Source organism: Streptomyces sp. NRRL F-5135 (assembly GCF_000719775.1).
Classification (GTDB): Bacteria; Actinomycetota; Actinomycetes; order Streptomycetales; family Streptomycetaceae; genus Streptomyces; species Streptomyces hebeiensis.
The window spans coordinates 64,946-83,746 of record NZ_JOHR01000022.1 but is presented as its reverse complement, the minus strand read 5'-3'; the positions used below and the strand labels follow the sequence as shown (position 1 = coordinate 83,746).

Genomic DNA, 18,801 nt, shown 5'->3' with positions numbered 1-18,801 from the left:
CAGAAGACATCAGACGATCCGTCGTGCCGTGGCGCCCGATGGCGATGGCGCATGGAGGGCGAATGCGGCCGATCATTCCCGACTATCTGGCCGAGGTACTGCGAGATGTGGAGCCGGACACGTCCGGAGAGCCGGCGGGGTACATCCCTGAGCTCGCAGCAGCGGACCCCGGTCGCCTCGGCGCGGCCTTCGCCATGATTGACGGAGAGGTCTACGGTGCCGGTGACATCGATATCGAGTTCACCATCCAGTCGATCTCCAAGCCGTTCGTCTACGCGTTGGCCCTGGCCGATCGCGGATTCGACTCCGTGCTCGCCAGAGTGGGTGTCGAGCCATCCGGTGAGGCGTTCAACGAGATCTCGCTCGAGAGCGATACGGGGCGCCCTCTCAACCCCATGATCAACGCCGGCGCGATCACCGTACACTCGCTGGCCGGCACGGAGGACCTGAAACCGGCAGAGCGTGTGGAACGCGTGCTCCACGGCCTCTCGGCGTTCGCCGGTCGTCGGCTCACGACGGACGAGGCGGTATGCGCGTCGGAGATGGAGCACGCACACCGCAACCTCGCCATCGCCCACATGCTCCGCAGTCACGACGTCCTCACCGAGGACCCCGACGCCGTCGTGGACGGCTACACCCGTCAGTGTTCCGTGCTCGTCACCACGCGGGATCTGGCCATGATGGCCGCGACGTTGGCCAACCGTGGGACAAACCCCCTCTCGGGTGAGCAGGTGGTGCCGGAACCGGTGGTGCGCCAGGTGCTGAGCGTCATGTTCAGCTGCGGAATGTACGACGCGGCCGGTGACTGGGCGACCCAGGTCGGCATTCCGGCGAAGAGCGGGGTGGCCGGGGGTCTGATCGGCGCGCTCCCCGGACAGATCGGCATGGCCACGTTCTCACCACGACTGGACCGTCACGGGAACAGCGTTCGCGGGGTGTCCCTGTTCGAACGATTCTCCGCGGACATGGGGCTGCATGTCATGGAGGTGCCCGCCGCCGCGCGTGCGGTCGTGCGGTCCCACCATGTCGTGGGCAGCGGACCGAACGCGCTCCGGGTCCTGCAACTGCAAGGTGGCATCGGCTTCGCCGGAGCCGAGAGAGTCGTTCAGGAAGCCATGGCCATTCCGCCTTCGGGCGTAAGGGTGGCCTTGGACCTGACCAGGGTCCATTCGATCGACGACGTGGCACGGCGCGTGCTGCTGGAAATCGTACGCCGGCTGACGCTGAGTGGTCACGAGGTGTATCTCGCCGACCCAGAATCGATCATGCCCGATCCCGATCCCGGCGACGGTGGCCGCGTCACCGTCGTGGACACCGTGGATCAGGCCGTGCCTCCGACGCGGGCCGGCTCGCCACGCGAGCCGGCCGGCGACGGAGCGGCGAATCATCCGACTCGCCTGCGATAAGACGAAGTTCTCGCACAGAGACATCTCACTCAGATCTCACTGATACGGGTCGGCGTTCGTTTCGTCGGCCGGGAGGAACAAGACCATGGGTTACATCACCGTCGGCACGGAGAACAGTACGCCGGTCGAGCTCTACTACGAGGATCAGGGTTCCGGGCAGCCGGTCGTCCTGATCCACGGCTACCCGCTGAACGGGCACAGCTGGGAACGTCAGACACGCGAACTGCTGGCCCAGGGCTATCGGGTCGTCACCTACGACCGTCGAGGCTTCGGCCAGTCGTCGAAGGTGAACTCCGGTTACGACTACGACACCTTCGCCGCTGACCTGAACACGGTCCTTGAGACCCTCGACCTGCGGGACGCCGTCCTTGTCGGTTTCTCGATGGGCACGGGGGAACTCGCCCGCTACGTGAGCCGGCACGGTCATGAGCGTGTCGCGAAGCTCGCCTTCCTCGCCTCGCTGGAGCCGTTTCTCGTCGCCCGCGACGACAACCCCGACGGTGTGCCGCAGGAGGTGTTCGACGGCATCGCGGCGACCGCGAAGGCGGACCGGTACGCCTGGTTCAAGCAGTTCTACGCCGACTTCTACAACCTCGACGAGAACCTCGGCACCCGTATCAGCGAGGAGGCCGTGACCGGTAGCTGGAACGTCGCGATCCGCAGTGCTCCGGTCGCCGCGTACGCCGTGGTCCCGGCATGGATCGAGGACTTCCGCGCCGACGTCGAGGCGGTCCGTGCGAGCGGCAAGCCCGCGCTGATCCTGCACGGAACGAAGGACAACATCCTCCCGATCGACGCCACTGGCCGCCGGTTCCACAAGGCGCTCCCCGAGGCCGACTACGTCGAGGTCGAAGGAGCACCGCACGGCTTGCTCTGGACCCACGCCGACGACGTCAACACCGCGTTGCGCGACTTCCTCTCGAAGTGACGCCGAATAACTGATGTAGCGCGGAAGTCGAGGCACTGGAAGAGGAAGGACCGCAGTTCGCGCCGCAGGAAAGGGTACTGACAAAGGACTCAGCAACCTGACGAACCGTCCGTCGAGGCAAAGGCAAAGACCCCCTCGACGGCGGACAGTCCTGACTCCCCGATCCTGCCCGAAGACCTCCTGCTTCTCCTCTTCCAACCCGAGTCCGGGTCATCGCCGCCGAGAACACCCTCTTCTACGTGCTCGCCGGGGCCGTGCTCCAATGTCCTGAGTCGGGAATTCGCTGCGTAAGTCTTCGGTGGTTCGGCATGATGGCCGGGTGGCGAGGACGGGACGGCCGAAGGCCGAGCTGGTGCGGCACCGGCGAACCCCGGGCCACCGCCACCACGCTCCGCGCGGCCGACCAGCAGATCTTCCATGGCCCCGAGCACCCTCCGCCGTCATCCTCCCGGTCCGACGGGGCGCTTGACGCCCGGGCCCCGGCCCCTGCCCGGCCCGCTCGACGTCCGAGCCCCACCGGCGACGACGTTCCCCGACCACGTGGGTTCAGCGCCGTCGAGCCAAGGCACCGGTACCGTTGTCATGCCGATCCTCGGGCACCTCGCCCGTCCGGGCCGGGCTCCGCGTCTCGGGGCGCGGAGCCCGCCTCCTCCGCATCCGGAACGGTGGCCGTCTCCTCGGTGGTGTCGATGCTGGTGCGCAGGACCACCAGCTTCAGCAGAAGCGCTGCGACAATGCCGAGTGCGGCGATGGCGGCGGCTATGAGGAAGATATTGCCGGTCGCCGCGCCATAGGCGACAGACGCGCTCTCGTGATTCTGCGTCGTCCGCTCGGCGACCTGACGGGCGAGCACGGCGCCGAAGACCGCGACGCCGCACGTGCCGCCCAGGGAGCGGAAGAACGAGACGGTGGAACTGGCGGTGCCGATGTCCTTCAGCGGAACGGAGTTCTGCACCGCGAGGATGAAGTTCTGGATGGTCATGCCGACGCCGGTGCCGACAAACAGCATGGCGACGCCGATGAAGACCAGGGACGTCTCGTGGTCCATGGTGCCGAGCCCGGCGAATCCGATCGTGAGCAGGAGGGAGCCGACGACGACGAAGGGCTTGAGCTTCCCCGTCTTGCTGAGGAGGCGGCCGGTCAGGATGGAGGAGACCAGCAGGCCTCCCATCATCGGAATCGTCATCATCCCCGCGCGCATGGCGTTGTAGCCGCGGCTGACCTGGAAGTACTGGCTGAGGAAGACCGAGGCTGAGAACATCGCCGTGCCGGCTGCGAGGCTGCCGAGGATCGCCAGCACCGTGGTGCGCTGCTTGATGATGTGCAGCGGCACGATGGGCTCGGCGGCACGCGTCTCGACCCACAGGGCCGTGGCCAGCAGGACCACGGCGCCACCGACCATGGCACCGGTCTGCCAGGACATCCAGGCGAACGGGCCGTCGACGAACGAGATCCAGATGAGCAGCGTGCTGACACTCGCGGTGATCAGGGTCGCGCCCAGGTAGTCGATCTTGATGTTTTCACGTCGTATGACGGGGAGACGCAGCGTCCGTTGGAGCAGGACCAGCGAGGCGACGGCCACCGGAACACTGATGAAGAAGCACCAACGCCATCCAAGCCACGCGGTGTCCACGATGAAACCGCCCAGCAGCGGACCGCCAATAGTGGACACCGCGGTGACACTGCTCAAGTAACCGCTGTACCGGCCGCGTTCGCGCGGCGGGATCATCGCCGCGATGGCTATCTGGACCAGGGCCTGCGCGCCGCCCACGCCTATGCCCTGCACGGCGCGCGCGGCGATGAGCTGCCCCGCGGACTGGCTCAGGCCCGCTCCCACCGACCCGAGGATGAAGACGACGATGGCGCACTGCACCAGCGTCTTCTTGCTGAACAGGTCGGACAGCTTGCCCCAGATCGGAGTGGTGGCGGTCGTGGTCAGCAGAGTCGCGGTGACGATCCAGGTGTACTGGGTCTGCGACCCTTCCAGCGCCTGGACCATCTTCGGCAGCGCGCTGGAGACCACGGTACTGCTGAGGGTCGACACGAAAAGCGCGATGAGCAAACCACTGAGGGCCACGAGGACTTGTCGTTGGGCTTGCGGTTGTCGTGTCTCCCGGGTGGTGGACTTGTTCACGGCGGCTGTGCTCATCGCATGGGCTCCAGGGTCGCTGTCGAAGGGGGAGGCCTGCTTCGTGGCGCCGGTTGCGGTGGCCCACAACGCGACGCGGGTCAGCAGGCCTCCCACCTGTCGCGCCCTCATCCCGAGCGACATCCGCGCGAGCCCCGCGCCCCCGCCGCGCACGGGCGCCGAGGAAAGAGCGCCTCTCCGGGCGACCGCCGATTTCCGCTCCCGTAAACCATCATCGGGAGCGGCTCGCCCGCCCCTCGACACGTTCGTAGACCCAGGCAACCACAAACCACCGCGTTAAGTCAACTAGTTGATTTAAACCACTCCCCCATGGGTCGCGCCTTTCACCCTCGACGAAATCCGGGGCACCGGAGGCGAGTTCACGCGCCCGGACCGCCCCTCCGTCGAGTTCACCCACCCCTTCCCCCGAACCGCTTGATCCGGCAGCGCGGGCCGCGGCGGCGACCCTCGCGTTCACCCTGCCCCTCGAAGGGACGGCACCGGCGCGTCCTCGGCTGTTGTCAATGGTTCCCAGCATGGCACTGGAGTTGCGCCGACGGCGTCGCCGAAGCACGAGCCGGTGCGGCCGGTAGAAGGCCGGATCGCTGCCTCTTCGCTTCGCTGACCGCACTGGACTGCCTCCGGGCTGGCATGCTCACCGCCTCAATCAGTACCAAGATCCGGACCGTAGAACGCGTCAGCCAGATGTCGTGCTCCGCTTCAACCGGTCACGAAGGTCGTCACGCTTCGCGTGGGAAGCTGGCCTGTGAAGGCGCCGTTGGAGATGTTGATCCTGCTCTGGGGGGCGAGGTTCCTGCTTGCGTCCGTCAGCCAGGACGACACACCGGATGAGGTGTTGTTTCGCAGGGTGAACCGCTGGCTCACCGGCGAGGACCCCTTGTTGATGGCGACGATGACCATCTGAGAGCCACTGCCCCTGTAGGCCGAGGTGTAGACGTTCGGCTGGGGATTCGAGGCCGTGTCGATCCGCACATGTCCTGGGCGGACGAACTTCGAGAAGTGTGCCATGTTGGCGCCGCGCTTGCTGATACGCCCGTCTTCCCGCAGGGGACCGTAGCCACGCCGGATGTACCACCACACGTACGCCTGGAACTCGGCGTCCACCATGGCGCGGTGGATGTGTTCTCCCACATCGAGCGCTTGGGGCCAGAGGTCGGCCGAGTCGCTGCTGTTGGGGTGGTAGACCTCGGTCATCCAGAGTTCTTTGCCCCCGCCCCGTTGCTTGAAGAGGGGGTAGGGAAAGTTCTGGTACTGCGTGCCGTAGAGGTGGGCCCCGAGAATGTCGAGGTTGGCGAGCGCTTGGGAGTCGTTGAGGATCGGGTCCGAGAAGCTCTTCACGTACTGGAACGACTCCGGGGCGATGACCCTGGTGCTGATCGAGCCGGCGTTCTCCCGCAGGAAGCGGATCATCTCGGTCGGAGTCCACCACGTCCAGTCATGCGCGTAGTCGGGCTCGTTCTGCACCGAGACGGCATACAGGTTCACCCCGTTGTTCCGCATAAATGCGACGAAGTCGTTCAGGTGCTGCGCGTAAGCGCCGTACATGTCGTACCGCAGCCGCCTCGCGTCGGTCTGATTGCCGCGGACGAAGGTCTCGACCATGTGAGCGGGGGGATTCCACGGCGACGCGATGACGGTCGCGCCGAGTTCGATCGCACGCTTGGCCGTCGCCACCTCGCGGCTCCAGTTCGCGCGGTCCTCGTGGACGGGGATCCTCAGCACGGAGAACCCCAGCTGTCCCTCGCCGTTGCCGAACGCCGTGTCCCTCTGGGCAGGCGTCAGGTCGCTGATCCAGACCGTGTGGTTCATGCCACCGAAGCCCCGTATGGTCTGACGAACCGCCGACGGGTCGATGATCACATCGGCAGCCGCAGTGGTGGGTGCCCCGGAGGCCGCCACGGCCGGCGTCGCGGTCACGAGGACCGGCAAGGCGCCCATCGTCGCCAGAACGGACCTCCGACTCGGAGATCCCGGTCCACCGGTCATGGATTCATTTCGACGTAGCGTCATTCCTCCTCCTTCTGAACGGTGTCACTGTCCGCTCGCGCCGCGCCGCACTGGAACAGGGCTATGACGCACAGCAGGCTCACCGGCCGGGCGACGGCGCGGGTGGATCGCGGGCGAGCCAGGAGCGGTGGTCCCGATGTCATGGTCACTCCTCACGTGGGACGGGCCATGCCTTGCCGAAGACATGACGCGCGACGTGGCGCGCCTGGTCTCTCTTGCCGCCCACGGGCCGTCGGGACAGCGCCAACGCCCGGTGGACGGTCGACAGGGGCCGTAGGCCGGTAGCTGTGCTGGTGCGGGAGGCTCGATGGCGCGTGTCCCTGCTGCCCGGGAGGCCTCAGGTGCGAGCCCACCTCTGGCTCGGCCGGCCGTCGCAGGTCCACAGGACCGCCGCGGTCCCGTTGGTGGTGCCCGCCTGGTTGACGTCGAGGCACAGTCCCGAGAGCACGCTACGGACCGAGCCGTCGGAGGTGAGCGTCCACTTCTGGTTGTCCTGCCCGTTGCATGGCCAGGTGACCACGGGGGTGCCATTGCTGGTGCCCCGGTCGTAGGCGTCCAGGCACTTGTCGCCGTAGACGCGGATCTCGCCTCCGGTCCAGGTCGTCCAGGACTGGTTCGCCGCGGTGTGGCAGTCCCAGATCAGTACGGTGGCGCCGGATGCGGTGGAGGCGTTGTCGACGTCCAGGCAACGGCCCGAGCCGGCACCGCGCAGTCGGGATGTCGTGCTCTCCAGCGGTGCGCCGCCGGTCACCCGGTAGACCGCGACACCGTGTGCCGGTACGTTCGCGGAAATCTGTCCACCGGTGGTGGACGTGGCGCCGGTCCATAGGTCGGTCAGGGCGAACGATCCACCGGACAGGCCGACTTGGGCCGCCGTAGTGGTGATCGTGGTGCTTTCGCCTCCGCGATTGAACAGGCCGACGGCGACCGAGCCGTCGGACAGGGGCTTGGCGAACACCTCGGTGGCGCCGTCGTCGCGCACCCGTCGTCCGCCCGCGCCCAGAGGGTCCTGGTTCACAGCCAGCAGGCGCGGATTGCGCAGGATGGTGCTGACGTCGGCGGACATGGTGCGGATGTCGTTGCCCGCCATGAGCGGCGCGGCCATCAGGGCCCACAGCGCGAAGTGCGACCGGGCCTCGGTCAGTGTGAGCCCCGGCCTGCCGACCACCAGCATGTCCGGGTCGTTCCAGTGTCCGGGACCGGCCTGGGCGGCCAAGGGGGCGTTGATGTCGACGACGTTGCCCACGCCCATGGGGTAACTGTTCGTGTTGCCGTTCTGCCAGATGTCCAGCAGGTCCTCGGTGGTGCGCCACAGGTCGGCGACCTGGCTCCAGTTGTACGCGGCACCCGTGATGGCATGGAAGCTGTTGGGGTTGATGCTGTAGACGATGGGACGTCCTGTTGCGCGTAAGGCGTCTCGCATCAGCGTGAACCGGGCGATCTGCTCCTCGCGGGTGCCTTCGGGAGAGCACCAGTCATACTTCAGGTAGTCCACGCCCCAGGAGGCGAAGGTGTTGGCGTCCTGTACCTCGTGGCCCTTGCTTCCGGTCGAGCCGGGGTAGCTGCCTACGCGCTGAGCACAGGTGCGCTCGGTGGGCACCTGATAGATCCCGAATTTGAGCCCCCGGCTGTGGATGTAGTCGCCCAGCGCCCTCATACCGCTGGGGAACCTCGTCGGTTGCGCGTGCAGGTTGCCCTGGGCGTCGCGCTGGGGGTCGAACCAGCAGTCGTCGACGACGACGTACTCGTAACCGGCGTCCCGCATCCCCGAACTCACCATGGCGTCGGCGGCCTGGCGGATCACCGTCTCGTTGACGTTGTCACAGCCGAAGCTGTTCCAGCTGTTCCACCCCAGCGGCGGGGTGAGCGCCGGGCTCCCGGGGGCGGCCTGAGCCGGCGACTGAACCGGCGCGGCCTGAGCCGGCGACTGAACCGGCGCGGAGGAGAGCAGCGTCAGCACGACAGCGGCCGCTGCCAGCAGACGCGGAAGACGTCGGCAGGGTGAGGTACGCATTGTGGGGCCCTTTCGCGATGGACCTGGGCGCCGGGCCGCGTCGAGCCGCGACCGTCGGCTGTGGCGTGAGCATGACAGTAGGTCAGGTGCACCGTCCGGTGAGCGCGTCCGGGGGCGGATCCCGGCAGTGATCCACCCCGGGTGCTCGTACCGTCGGGCTAGAACTGCGTGAAGAACCTCCACGTCTCGCCGGGCAACCAGGTTCGGGAGCCGCTGTCACCGGGGGCTCCGTCCTGTGGCGCGGCGATGTGTCCGCCGTCGAACGCGGCCCAGACGACCGGACGTCCGGCCGCGCATCCCGCGTAGGTGGTGGAGATGTGCCGCAGGCTGCCCTGGGGCGGCTCGGGCGGGTTCTGGGCGGTACAGCCGTTGTTCCTGACGAACCGGTCGCGCATCGCGCGTCCGCCTGCGATGTTGTCGCTGACGCCGTGCGCCGCGAAGTACGCGACGGCCCCGGTGCCACCGGCGCATCCACTGATCTGACCGGGAGGGCCGTAGGCCGCGACCGCGCGGAAGACATTCGGCCGGGAGCAGGCGAGCGAGTAGCTCATGGCGCCGCCGTAGCTGAAGCCCAGGGCGAACCGGCGCGTCGTGTCGACGCAGAGATCTCCCTCGATCCTCCTGAGGAGGTCGTCGACGAAGGTCACGTCCTCGCCGCCGGAATTGGCCCAGGCGTTGTCGAGGCCCTGGGGCGCGACGAAGATGGCACTGTTGTTGGCCAGCCGCTTGAGCCCGTAGTAGGACCAGACCTCCCGCTCCACGGTCTGCCCGGTGGCGACGTCGGTGGCGGTGCCGCCCCACCAGTGGAACCCCAGGACCAGCCGGTAGGAGCGGTTGCGGTCGTAGTTGTCGGGGACGTCCAGGATGAAGCCGCGGTTCTTGCCGCCGCTCTGGATGGTGTACGTGCCGTCCCGAAGCGTCGGGGCCTGGCCGCACCCGGCGGCCGCCGAGGCGGTGCCGGCCTGCGTGGCGGACGCGCCTTCACCATGGCTGCTGCTCACCGCCGGGCCGCTCGTGGCCATGACGAGCGCTGCCGCGACGGCGACAGGTACGAGTAAGAGCTTACGCAGTGACATGGCACGACTCCGCGTGGTGGTGGACGGTGGGCATGGACACGCTCTTCTCCTTCCGTTCATGCGAGCGGCCGGCGCGGGCAACGGTGCGCGCCGGAGGTGTTCATGGCGTGGTCAGCTCGAAGCGGCTGACGGTCACGATGCCGCCGAGCGCCTGGGTGGCGTGGTTGAAGATGGCATAGCGGTAGCCCATGAAGAACTGCCAGGCGTTGTTGAGGGTGAAGGCGGGGCCGAAAGTGGTGTAGGTGGTGCCGTTGGTGCTGTAGGAGAAGCGGGCCTGGCGGCCGGTGCCGGGGCGGATGTCGGCGGCGGCACGCAGCCAGACGCGGCTGCCGGTGATGGCCGTGGTGGCGCGTTCGGTGCCGGTGCCGGTGGTGTTCCAGTTGCCGTCCATGGTCAGGCCGTCGACCATGACCAGGCGGGTGGTGCCGTTGTCGCGTTTGAGGCCGATCCAGGCGGAGGAGTCACGGAGGACGGCGAGGCCGGCTCGATCACCGTCGCGCATCTGGGGGTGGTCGAGGGTGATGGTGGCGGTGGAAGTGGGGCCCTGGATGCGGTGGGTGAGGGTGTTGCGGGCGGTGTAGAGGTCGTTGGTGACGGTGGCGGTGGTCAGGCGCAAGCCGTTGTTGACTGCCCATCGGCCGTTGTCGGGGTTGTGGTTCCACTCCCAGGCGGGTTTGAGGGTGGTCCCCTGGAAGGTGTCGACGCCGGTGAGGGGTTCGACCTGACGGGGCGGTGGCGGAAGGCTGGGAGTGGTGTAGGTGGTGCCCCAGGCGCCGTTCACGAGTTGCAGCTGTGGCCAGCCGTCGGATGTCCAGGTGACGGGAGCGAGGGCCGGAACGCGTCCGCCGGGGTAGGCGTCGACGAAGGCCAGGTAGTACCACTGGCCGTTCTGGGTCTGGACGAGCCCGCCCTGATGCGGGACACCGCCGCCCGGGATCGGTCCTGGCAGGTTGAGGAGGACCTGACGCAGGGTGTAGGGGCCGAAGGGGCCCGAGGTGGACTTGAGGATGTACTGCCCGTTGGCCGGGCGGGTGAGGAAGATGTAGTAGTTCCCGTTGATCTTGTAGAAGCGGGAGCCCTCCAGGGTTCCGATGCCGGCGGGGGTGGAGAAGACCTGCTGGGCGCGGACCTGACCGCGGGCGTCCGGGGAGAGTTGGGCGACGCTGATCTGGGAGTTGCCGTAGGCCACGTAGAGGGTGTTGTCGGTGTCGACGAGCAGCCCCGCGTCGTAGTAGACGTTCGGCAGATCCGCGTGCCGGGTCCAGGGGCCCTCGACCGACGTGGCGGAGTAGATGTAGGTGCGGGCGAAGTCGATCTGGCCCAGCCAGTAGAACGTGCGGTTGCCCGGCCGGTAGGCCAGCGACGACGCCCAGACACCCCGCACGTAGCCACGCCCGCCGTTCAGGTCGTACTTGGCCCCGAAGTCCAGACGTGGCACCGAGTGGCCGGCGAACTCCCAGTTGACCAGGTCGTAGGAGCGCAGAATCGGCGCACCGGGCGAGTAGTGCATCGTCGAGGCCGAGCAGTAGTACGTGTCACCGACCCGGATGACGTCGATGTCGGCGAAGTCCTGCCAGATCACCGGATTCGTGAACGAGGCTGCGGCAACGGAGGACTCCTGGATCGCCGCACGAGGTGACGCGGCGTGTGCCGGCCGCGCGCCGACCAGAGGCATCGCGGTTCCCGCGGCGAGTCCGGTGGCGGTGGTCAGTATTCCCCGGCGGCTGGGGAAGTGGGGCTGTGCGGATGCGGACATGGGGATCACTCTTCTCGGCGTGGGGGGTTGGAAGGCCGGGAGTGCGGCGAGGGTCGTCATGCCTCGTGGGGTTCGCCGAAGTGATGGTGGACGAGGGAGACCCCCGGGAGAGAATTGGGAGCGCTCCCATTGCGGTGTGCGCAGAAAGCCCCCTCTTCATGGCGGTCTCCTGACGAATGAATTTGGGAAGTACTACCGATCGTTGTGGTGGTGAGAGGAACGTAGGAGCGCCCTCTTATGTCGTCAAGCCCCTGTGACGGCCTTGTCGCACAACGAGAGTGCTCTCTTCGAAAGGATCGGAACGAGCCAGTACACTGCCCGGCATGTCCTCAGTCGACGGCCGCCAGGACGAACCGCTGACCATCGCGCAGATCGCGAAGCGTGCGGGCGTCTCCGTGGCCACGGTCTCCAAGGTCGTCAACGGGCGGGCCGATGTGGCCCCGGCGACCCGCTCGCTGATCGAGGACATCATCCGCCGGCACGGGTACCGGCGGCAGAAGGCGGCAGGGCCCGCCGCCCTGCTCGAACTGGTCTTCCACGAGGTACGCGGCCCCTACCCGACCGAGATCTTCCGCGGTGTCCGGCGCGTGGCCGTGGAACACCAACTAGCCGTAGTCGTATCCGAGTTACGGGGCGACCACACCCCGGGGCGAGACTGGGTCGCGGGCGTGCTGGCCCGCCGCCCGGTCGGTGTCATCTCCGTATTCGCGGGCCCCAGCGACGAGCAGGCAGAACAACTACGAACCCGCGGCATACCGTTCGCGCTGGTCGACCCCACCGGATACCCCAGCCACGGCGCCCCGTCGGTGAGCGCGAGCAACTGGAGCGGCGGCCTGTCGGCGACCCGACACCTCCTGGAACTCGGCCACCGGCGCATCGCCGTCATCACGGGGCCGGAGCACGCCCTGGCCGGCCGGGCCAGGCTCGACGGCTACCGGGCCGCCCTCGACATGGCCGGCATTCCGATCGACCCCGCCCTCGTCCGCATCGGCGACTTCCAGATCCTGGACGGGCTCAAGCACACCCGTGATCTGCTGCGTCTCCCGGAGCCACCGACCGCCGTCTTCGCCGGCAACGACGGCCAGGCGCTCGGTGTCTACCGCGCGGCGGTCGAGGCGGGTATACGCGTTCCCGAGGACCTGAGCGTCGTCGGATTCGACGACCTCTTCCCGAGCCGCTGGCTGACCCCGCCACTCACCACCGTGCGCCAACCGCTCGCCGAGATGGCCGCCACCGCCGCCGGCATGGTGATCGCCCTCGCCCAGGGCCGCCCGCTCGAGCGCGGACGCGAAGAACTCGCCACCGAGCTCGTCATCCGGGAGAGCACCGCTCGCTTTCGGGGTTGACAGCCGAAACCTGTCGGAACGGGTTGACGCCGCCCGAACTCTGCCTACCATCCATGCTTGTCCGATAGCTCGAGAGTCGTTCAGAATGCTGAACCTGCCACACGCTTCGGAACACCCTTGCGCCGCGCACGCGGACAACGTGCTGGACAATCGCGGAGTGGGTCGGGGAATCGACCCCGCACCCCATGCGGCACCTGCCGCGCCGGGCATCCTGGGACGCGGACACAGACGGGGCCGGCCGGACTGGATGAGCACCAGGTCCGCCACTCCCCTTCCCAAAAACTGAGGGGTCATCGGCCGCTGGGAGTAGGCCCTGCGCCTCAGGCGCGCCTCGCGCCCGCTGGCTAGGGTCGGTCCTCATGGAGACCACGGGAATCGTTCGCCGCCAGACGACGCAGCGGATGCGCGACACTCTGGAGCGGCTCGCCACCGAGCGGGATGTGTGGGTGTCGACGGCTCACCCTGATCACGGGCCGCACCAGGTGCCACTGTGGTTCTTGTGGGACGGGCGAGCAGTGTGGATGTGCACCGGCGCGACTTCCGTGACCGCACGGAACGTCCGCAACGAGCCACGCGTGCGCCTGGCTCTACCGGACACCTTCGACGTGGTGCTCCTCCAGGGTGAGGCGGAGTGTTTCCCGGACCAGGAGGTGCCGGGAGGCGCAGCGGAGGCGTTCGCCGGCAAGTTCGGGTGGGATCCACGCGCGGAAGAGGGTTCCTTTCTGTATGTACGCGTGGTCCCGAGCACTGTGCGCGCTTGGCGCGGCGAGCCGGAACTACGCGGAAGAGTCATCATGCGCGACGGCACGTGGCTGGAATAACGGCCGTCACCCGCCGACGCGCCTCTCTCGCATCACGATCGCCAGCTGGAGTACCAACCTCGGCGTTTCAGCAGTGACAACCGGACCGGCGACGTACCCATTCGGCGGCCCGAAGAGCCGATGAACGTCCGTGCGTGGGGCCACACTTGGATGTATCGAGGGTAAGGTCACTCCGCTGATCTGGGGCTTTTGCGCTGGTTGGCATTGAAGCGCGCTTTCTTCTGACGATTCCCGCACGTGTTCATGTCACACCATTTGCGGGTGCGACTTTGACTGGTGTCGAAGAAGGCGGCTTGGCAGGTTGGTGATGCGCACAAGGCCAATCTTCCGTCCCGTTCGCCCGCGATGATGCTGATCGCGTCGGCGGCGATCACACTGAGGGCATCTTCCACACAGGAAGCCGAGCTGAGCCGCCAATGCCGCTTGCCCTCGGCCGTCAGGATCGCCGCGGCCCGACCCTGAGCGCTGCAGTCGTTGATGACTTGGACAGCGGATGCGGGGAGAGCGTCCTGGATCGCGGCCGCCGTCGCGGCGGCGTGAATCGACTCCCTCAGTTCCCGAGCGAGGTCGAGCTGGGCAGTGGTGCAGGAGTCCACGGCGAGACCGTTCACTGCCAGCCAGTCGACGAGTCGGTGCGGCGTGGGAATGCGCTCCACAGCGGCGCCATGACGCTCCGACAGGGTCCCCGTGAAGCTGGTCGCCAGCACACTACCGAGGCGGAAGTCAGGGAACCCAGCACGCATGGAACCACCTTAGCAGGTTGCACGCAGGCATGAAGGCATGCTAGAACCGCCTAAGCCGGTTCCGCGATGGCCAGGAGGTCTCATGCCCCGCCCCACCAGCGACGTGCAAGCATGTGAAGCCCACGCAACTGACGGTGACCTCGACGATCTGCGGGCGCGACTGGCCGCGGCGCGGCTACCGGAAGCCGAGACGGTCCATCACGCCGCGCCCGGCCCTCGCCGATGGGAACAGGGTGTTCCCCTCGCCGATCTCATCGATGTCGTAAGCTACTGGCGCGCCGGGTACAACTGGCGGTCGTTCGAAGAGCGCCTTGACCGGATCGGCCAGTTCCGCACGACCATTGATGATCTGGGACTCCACTTCCTGCACCGCCGATCCGCGCGCGCGGACGCCACTCCCCTGATCTTGACGCACGGCTGGCCGGGCAGCATTGCCGAGTTCACCCACGTAGTGGACGAGCTGGCAGATCCGAAAGACGCGGACGCGCCGGCGTTCCACGTCGTGGTTCCATCACTACCGGGCTTTGGTTACAGCGACAAGCCGGCCACCACCGGGTGGGGAACCGAAAAGATCGCGGCCGCATGGGTGGAACTGATGGGAAGGCTCGGCTACAGCAAATTCGCAGCCCACGGCGGCGACTGGGGAGGCAATATCACCACGGTTCTCGGCGGCAGGTTCCCGGAGCACGTTCTCGGCATCCACACCACGTTCGCGGAGGGGCCGCCCGGGTTGACAACGGACGGGCTGACGGCGGTCGAGCGCACGTGGACCGAGGAAACCCGCGATTTCTGGCGCCACCGCGCGGCGTACGCGAAGCAGCAGGCGACCCGACCGCAGACCATCGGCTACTCCCTCGTCGACTCACCGGTCGGGCTTCTCGCCTGGATCCTTGACAAGTTCGCCGAGTGGTCAGACACCGAAGACAGCCCGTTCGAGACGATGTCCATAGACAGCGTTCTTGACAACGTCACCCTGTATTGGCTGACACGGACCGGCGCATCGGCGGCCCGCATTTACTACGAAAGCCACAACTCGCTCGATCCCGAACTCCGGGTCGACGTCCCGTCAGCAATCAGCATGTACCCCCGCGACATCGAGAAGTGTCCGCGCCCCTGGGCACAGGAACGGTACCGGCAGATCGTCCGATGGAGGTCGCCCGAAACCGGGGGACATTTCCCGTCGTTGGAGGTTCCCCAGTATTTCGTCAAAGATCTGCAAGAAGGCCTCGCGGCAGTGCTGGCCGCTCATCGGTGAACGCGGCCGGGCACCGGCACTCGATCACCGCCTGATCCGGCTCAAGGCGTTGCCCGACGGCTTCCAGACCGCGCTCATCCGACGCGTTCGAGCTCGTCGGTTCACGTCCAGGAGGCGGCGACTTGGTCGCCATGCACACGGATCGCCGCCGAGGCCCCGACCCGACGCGGATCCCCGTACGGTCCGGCGGCGGCCTCCTCGCCCCGGCATCCGGTCAGCCGGTTGCTGTTCACGACGAGGGTGTTCGTCCCCATGAGACCGGGGGCGTCCCGCCTGCGTCGGTACACCTGTGGGGACGCGGCTGACGGGTGGTTCGTCCGCGAGGGCGGCGTGGCCGCGCGAACGCGCCGATCCGGGTCCCGCCCAGGACGGAGTGGGACCCCGACTCGGTATGCCCGTTCCTCCTACTTGCGTCGGGAGGTGTTGATGCTCCCCAGAGTGCTGCAGCCTCGCCAGACCGTGTTCGCGGGCCCGGGCGGGTTGCGGGTCAGGTCGCCGGCGTCATCGTGCTCCAGGAAGAACCGGTAGTGCCGGAGGTCCTTGAGCGCGGACAGTGCGCGGGTCCAGTCGATGTCGCCCTTCCCGACGTCGACGAACCGGAATTTCCTTCCTCCCGCGCGGGTGCCCGCAGCCGCCGTGCGGTTGCCGTCCGGGTCCCACTTGATGTCCTTGATGTGGAACGCGATGAATCGCTTCCCATGCTTCTTGATCCACCAGTACGGATCCTCGCCGGCGACCGCGACCCAGCCCAGGTCGACCTCGAAGTTGACGTACCGGGGGTCGGTGTACTCGAGCAAGGTGTTGTAGAGCGGGACGCCGTTCTCGAGGGCGAACTCGCTGTCGTGGTTGTGGAAGAAGAAGCCGCCGAAGCCCTGCGAAACGGCGTGCTCGCCGCACTCGTTGAACTTTTCCGCCAGGGCCTTGAAGCCATCGCTGGTGTTCCCGCCGGATCCGGCGCCGGGGAAGCCGAACATGCTGCCGGTGCCGACATGGGGGAACTTACCCAGCGTCTGGGCGTCCTCGAAGATCTGCATCCTGCCGTCGTGGGTCAGCCACGGGTTCGGAAGGTTGGCTCCGCGTGGGCCGAAGTGGTTGCTCACGATGCGAAGCCCGTGCGACTGGACGATGGACCTGAGCTGGGCCGTCGTCTTCGTGTAGTAGTCGCCGGCGAGCTCGAGCTCCCGGACACCGGCGTCGTGGACCGTCTCCAGGGCGATTTCGAGGTTCTTGTAGTCGCTGCCGATCAACTGGCGGACGGTGAAGATCTGCAAGCCGACGCGGTCGGCCGGAATCACGTTCGGCCCGCCACCAGGCCGGCCCTGCGGTGAGGAGGCAAGGGCGGAGGCCGGGCTCGCATGGGCGGTGAGCGCTCCGGTGGCCAGCACGCCGGCACCGGCGCCGAGCACGGCGCGACGACTCAACTCGTTTTCCACAGGCTCTCCTTCTGTATTCGCGCGGCCCTACGGCCGTCGCTTTCCAGCGCTGCGGTGCCGACCATAGGGCGACGGCAGAACTTTCAACAAGAGTCCGACAGAAGTCTGTAGATCAGCGTGCATAAGTGGTCGGGCCGACAACAGACAGGTGGCATCTCCGGCCGGGCAGTGCCGGCGGGCTTGTGGACGCCGGCTCCGGCCTGGCCGAGGACGCTGCCGTCGGTACCCTTGTCACCCTTGTCCTGCCTTGGTGCCAGTTGCTTCTCGGACACCACGATCGCCTCATGGCATCCTCGTGTGATTCACTTCGACCATGCCCCAGTCCGCATCCGCGCCACGTGCGCCGGTTCATCGCGACGCGGCGGCCACGGGCGGCTTCGCCGGACCCGGCTCCGGGGCTCCCGGCGCCGGGGAGTTACTCCAACTACTTCGCGACGGGCGGCCCCGGACCCGTGCTGAGCTGGCCAGACTCACCGGACTGGCCCGGTCCACCGTCAACATCCGCGTCGATGCCCTGCTCGCCAGCGGTCTGCTCGCCCCCTCGGGCAGGGCGGCCTCAACCGGCGGCCGCCCTCCGGCCAGGTTCGCCTTCAATCCACAGGCTCGGGTCGTGGTCGGCGCCGACCTCGGGGCGACCCACGGAAATGTCGCCCTGACCGATCTCACCGGCCGCCCCCTGTCCGAGGTCGCCGAGCATGTCGACATCTCGGCAGGGCCGATCACAGTCCTCGACTGGGTCGTCGCGACGATACGACGACTACTCGACGAGGCGGACCGGGACGTCGAGGACCTGGTCGGCATCGGGATCGGCCTGCCGGGCCCGGTCGAGCACTCGAGCGGCAGGCCCATATGCCCGCCCATCATGCCGGGGTGGGACGGTTATGACGTACCGGGACACGTGCGGCGCCACTGGGACGTTCCGGTGCTCGTCGACAACGACGTCAACCTCATGGCCCTCGGCGAGCACGTGACGGCCCACCCGGAGCTCGATCACCTCCTGTTCATCAAGGTCGCCACCGGGATCGGCGCGGGGATCATCAGTGGTCGTCGCCTGCTCCGAGGCGCGGTCGGAGCGGCCGGCGACCTCGGCCACGTGGCGGCCCCTCATGTCTCCGACGTCCTGTGCACGTGCGGCAACACCGGATGCCTCGAGGCCGTCGCGAGTGGCCGCGCGATCATCGAACACCTCACCGCAGTCGGCGTTCCGGCCGCGACGAACAGTGATGTCGTCGCGCTCGTCCGCGACGGCAATATCGCTGCCGCACAGGCAGTTCGTCAGGCCGGACGCACAATCGGCGAAATCATCGCGACCTGCGTGAGCCTGCTCAACCCCGAGCTCGTCGTCATCGGTGGTTCACTCGCCCAAGCCGGCGAGAGTCTCATCGCCGGGGCGCGAGAGGTCGTCTACGGCCGCACGCACCCTCTCGCCACCGCCCGCCTCCAGATCGTGCCGGCAACGACCGGCATCCGGTCCGGCGTCATCGGCGCGGCGGCCATGGCCATCCAGCACGCCCTCGCCGCCGATCGCCTCGACGCGGCGCTCGCCGACGCGTCATCGCCTCCGACCACGGCCGGAGGCCGGTCAGGCGACGACGGCGTTTAAGGGTCCTCGCCCTACGAGCGTCCGATCAGGGCGCGCCGTCCGGTGCAGGGGGTTGCCACCTTCGCCGGGGGCGAGGTGCTCAAGGCGACTCTTGTTCCCGGGACCGCTGCCGGCGATGCCGCGGTGAGCGCGGCGACCGGCGTGTACCTCTACGTCGCGATGGCGGGAGTCCTCTTCGTCCTCGCCGCGGGGCCCGCGATCATGCTGGCACGCAACCGGACTGCCGCGCCGGCCGTGTGAGAAGTACGCCGCGGTGCGCGTCCG

15 protein-coding genes are annotated in these 18,801 nt (G+C 67.7%); 7 read left to right on the top strand and 8 right to left on the bottom strand.

Annotated elements, in window-relative coordinates; genetic code table 11:
* Positions 1 to 62 precede the first annotated feature (62 nt).
* Complete coding sequence (locus IG02_RS0130610) at positions 63 to 1,406, top strand: glutaminase (protein WP_051765923.1); 1,344 nt, start codon at positions 63 to 65, stop codon at positions 1,404 to 1,406.
* An 85-nt stretch (positions 1,407 to 1,491) separates the two neighbouring features.
* Positions 1,492 to 2,334 carry an alpha/beta fold hydrolase gene (locus IG02_RS0130605; protein ID WP_030755143.1) on the top strand — a complete coding sequence of 281 codons (843 nt, stop codon included), beginning with the start codon at positions 1,492 to 1,494 and terminating at the stop codon, positions 2,332 to 2,334.
* 580 nt (positions 2,335 to 2,914) lie between these two features.
* Here the strand turns inward: IG02_RS0130605 and IG02_RS0130600 are convergent.
* The 6 genes from IG02_RS0130600 to IG02_RS0130580 all read right to left on the bottom strand — a co-directional run bounded on the left by IG02_RS0130600 (position 2,915) and on the right by IG02_RS0130580 (position 11,336).
* Complete coding sequence (locus IG02_RS0130600) at positions 2,915 to 4,483, bottom strand: MFS transporter (protein WP_051765932.1); 1,569 nt, start codon at positions 4,481 to 4,483, stop codon at positions 2,915 to 2,917.
* A gap of 699 nt (positions 4,484 to 5,182) precedes the next feature.
* A complete protein-coding gene (locus tag IG02_RS0130595; RefSeq protein WP_030755133.1) occupies positions 5,183 to 6,493 on the bottom strand; it encodes a glycoside hydrolase family 30 beta sandwich domain-containing protein in 1,311 nt (436 codons plus the stop codon).
* Positions 6,490 to 6,633, bottom strand: coding sequence for a hypothetical protein (locus tag IG02_RS41805; RefSeq protein ID WP_158712397.1), 144 nt, complete (start codon positions 6,631 to 6,633; stop codon positions 6,490 to 6,492). Before IG02_RS41805 ends, IG02_RS0130595 begins: the two co-directional genes overlap by 4 nt.
* A gap of 194 nt (positions 6,634 to 6,827) precedes the next feature.
* Positions 6,828 to 8,504 (bottom strand): glycoside hydrolase family 27 protein, encoded by a 1,677-nt coding sequence (locus IG02_RS0130590; RefSeq protein ID WP_030755130.1) that lies wholly within the window; start codon positions 8,502 to 8,504, stop codon positions 6,828 to 6,830.
* 158 nt (positions 8,505 to 8,662) lie between these two features.
* A complete protein-coding gene (locus tag IG02_RS0130585; RefSeq protein WP_030755126.1) occupies positions 8,663 to 9,580 on the bottom strand; it encodes an alpha/beta hydrolase family esterase in 918 nt (305 codons plus the stop codon).
* Between the two features lie 100 nt (positions 9,581 to 9,680).
* Positions 9,681 to 11,336 (bottom strand): glycoside hydrolase 43 family protein, encoded by a 1,656-nt coding sequence (locus IG02_RS0130580; protein ID WP_030755123.1) that lies wholly within the window; start codon positions 11,334 to 11,336, stop codon positions 9,681 to 9,683.
* A 323-nt stretch (positions 11,337 to 11,659) separates the two neighbouring features.
* On the opposite strand from IG02_RS0130580, the gene IG02_RS0130575 reads away from it, so the two are divergent.
* Both IG02_RS0130575 and IG02_RS0130570 read left to right on the top strand, forming a co-directional pair.
* Positions 11,660 to 12,682, top strand: a complete 1,023-nt coding sequence (locus IG02_RS0130575) for a LacI family DNA-binding transcriptional regulator (protein WP_030755119.1) — start codon at positions 11,660 to 11,662, stop codon at positions 12,680 to 12,682.
* A 359-nt stretch (positions 12,683 to 13,041) separates the two neighbouring features.
* Positions 13,042 to 13,503, top strand: coding sequence for a pyridoxamine 5'-phosphate oxidase family protein (locus IG02_RS0130570; protein WP_030755116.1), 462 nt, complete (start codon positions 13,042 to 13,044; stop codon positions 13,501 to 13,503).
* Positions 13,504 to 13,670: 167 nt separating this feature from the next.
* Here the strand turns inward: IG02_RS0130570 and IG02_RS0130565 are convergent, their stop codons facing one another.
* The gene (locus IG02_RS0130565; protein WP_030755113.1) at positions 13,671 to 14,246 is read right to left on the bottom strand and encodes a CGNR zinc finger domain-containing protein; all 576 of its coding nucleotides are present in this window, start codon (positions 14,244 to 14,246) and stop codon (positions 13,671 to 13,673) included.
* A gap of 82 nt (positions 14,247 to 14,328) precedes the next feature.
* Between IG02_RS0130565 and IG02_RS0130560 the strand changes: the two genes are divergently transcribed.
* Positions 14,329 to 15,501 carry an epoxide hydrolase family protein gene (locus IG02_RS0130560; protein ID WP_030755111.1) on the top strand — a complete coding sequence of 391 codons (1,173 nt, stop codon included), beginning with the start codon at positions 14,329 to 14,331 and terminating at the stop codon, positions 15,499 to 15,501.
* 404 nt (positions 15,502 to 15,905) lie between these two features.
* Here the strand turns inward: IG02_RS0130560 and IG02_RS0130550 are convergent, their stop codons facing one another.
* On the bottom strand, positions 15,906 to 16,934 hold the full coding sequence (locus IG02_RS0130550; protein ID WP_078854961.1) for a sugar phosphate isomerase/epimerase family protein: 1,029 nt from the start codon (positions 16,932 to 16,934) through the stop codon (positions 15,906 to 15,908).
* 313 nt (positions 16,935 to 17,247) lie between these two features.
* On the opposite strand from IG02_RS0130550, the gene IG02_RS0130545 reads away from it, so the two are divergent.
* Positions 17,248 to 18,537: an ROK family transcriptional regulator gene (locus IG02_RS0130545; RefSeq protein ID WP_051765920.1), complete on the top strand. Its 1,290-nt coding sequence runs from the start codon at positions 17,248 to 17,250 to the stop codon at positions 18,535 to 18,537.
* Between the two features lie 42 nt (positions 18,538 to 18,579).
* Positions 18,580 to 18,777: a hypothetical protein gene (locus IG02_RS0130540; protein WP_030755101.1), complete on the top strand. Its 198-nt coding sequence runs from the start codon at positions 18,580 to 18,582 to the stop codon at positions 18,775 to 18,777.
* Positions 18,778 to 18,801: the final 24 nt, after the last annotated feature.

Excerpts from the sequence above, each read along its gene's own strand:
- IG02_RS0130610 (WP_051765923.1), top strand. The coding sequence starts at position 63 with ATGCGGCCGATCATTCCCGACTATCTGGCCGAGGTACTGCGAGATGTG.
- IG02_RS0130605 (WP_030755143.1), top strand. The coding sequence starts at position 1,492 with ATGGGTTACATCACCGTCGGCACGGAGAACAGTACGCCGGTCGAGCTC.
- IG02_RS0130600 (WP_051765932.1), bottom strand. The coding sequence starts at position 4,483 with ATGAGCACAGCCGCCGTGAACAAGTCCACCACCCGGGAGACACGACAA.
- IG02_RS0130595 (WP_030755133.1), bottom strand. The coding sequence starts at position 6,493 with ATGACGCTACGTCGAAATGAATCCATGACCGGTGGACCGGGATCTCCG.
- IG02_RS41805 (WP_158712397.1), bottom strand. The coding sequence starts at position 6,633 with ATGACATCGGGACCACCGCTCCTGGCTCGCCCGCGATCCACCCGCGCC.
- IG02_RS0130590 (WP_030755130.1), bottom strand. The coding sequence starts at position 8,504 with ATGCGTACCTCACCCTGCCGACGTCTTCCGCGTCTGCTGGCAGCGGCC.
- IG02_RS0130585 (WP_030755126.1), bottom strand. The coding sequence starts at position 9,580 with ATGTCACTGCGTAAGCTCTTACTCGTACCTGTCGCCGTCGCGGCAGCG.
- IG02_RS0130580 (WP_030755123.1), bottom strand. The coding sequence starts at position 11,336 with ATGTCCGCATCCGCACAGCCCCACTTCCCCAGCCGCCGGGGAATACTG.
- IG02_RS0130575 (WP_030755119.1), top strand. The coding sequence starts at position 11,660 with ATGTCCTCAGTCGACGGCCGCCAGGACGAACCGCTGACCATCGCGCAG.
- IG02_RS0130570 (WP_030755116.1), top strand. The coding sequence starts at position 13,042 with ATGGAGACCACGGGAATCGTTCGCCGCCAGACGACGCAGCGGATGCGC.
- IG02_RS0130565 (WP_030755113.1), bottom strand. The coding sequence starts at position 14,246 with ATGCGTGCTGGGTTCCCTGACTTCCGCCTCGGTAGTGTGCTGGCGACC.
- IG02_RS0130560 (WP_030755111.1), top strand. The coding sequence starts at position 14,329 with ATGCCCCGCCCCACCAGCGACGTGCAAGCATGTGAAGCCCACGCAACT.
- IG02_RS0130545 (WP_051765920.1), top strand. The coding sequence starts at position 17,248 with ATGCCCCAGTCCGCATCCGCGCCACGTGCGCCGGTTCATCGCGACGCG.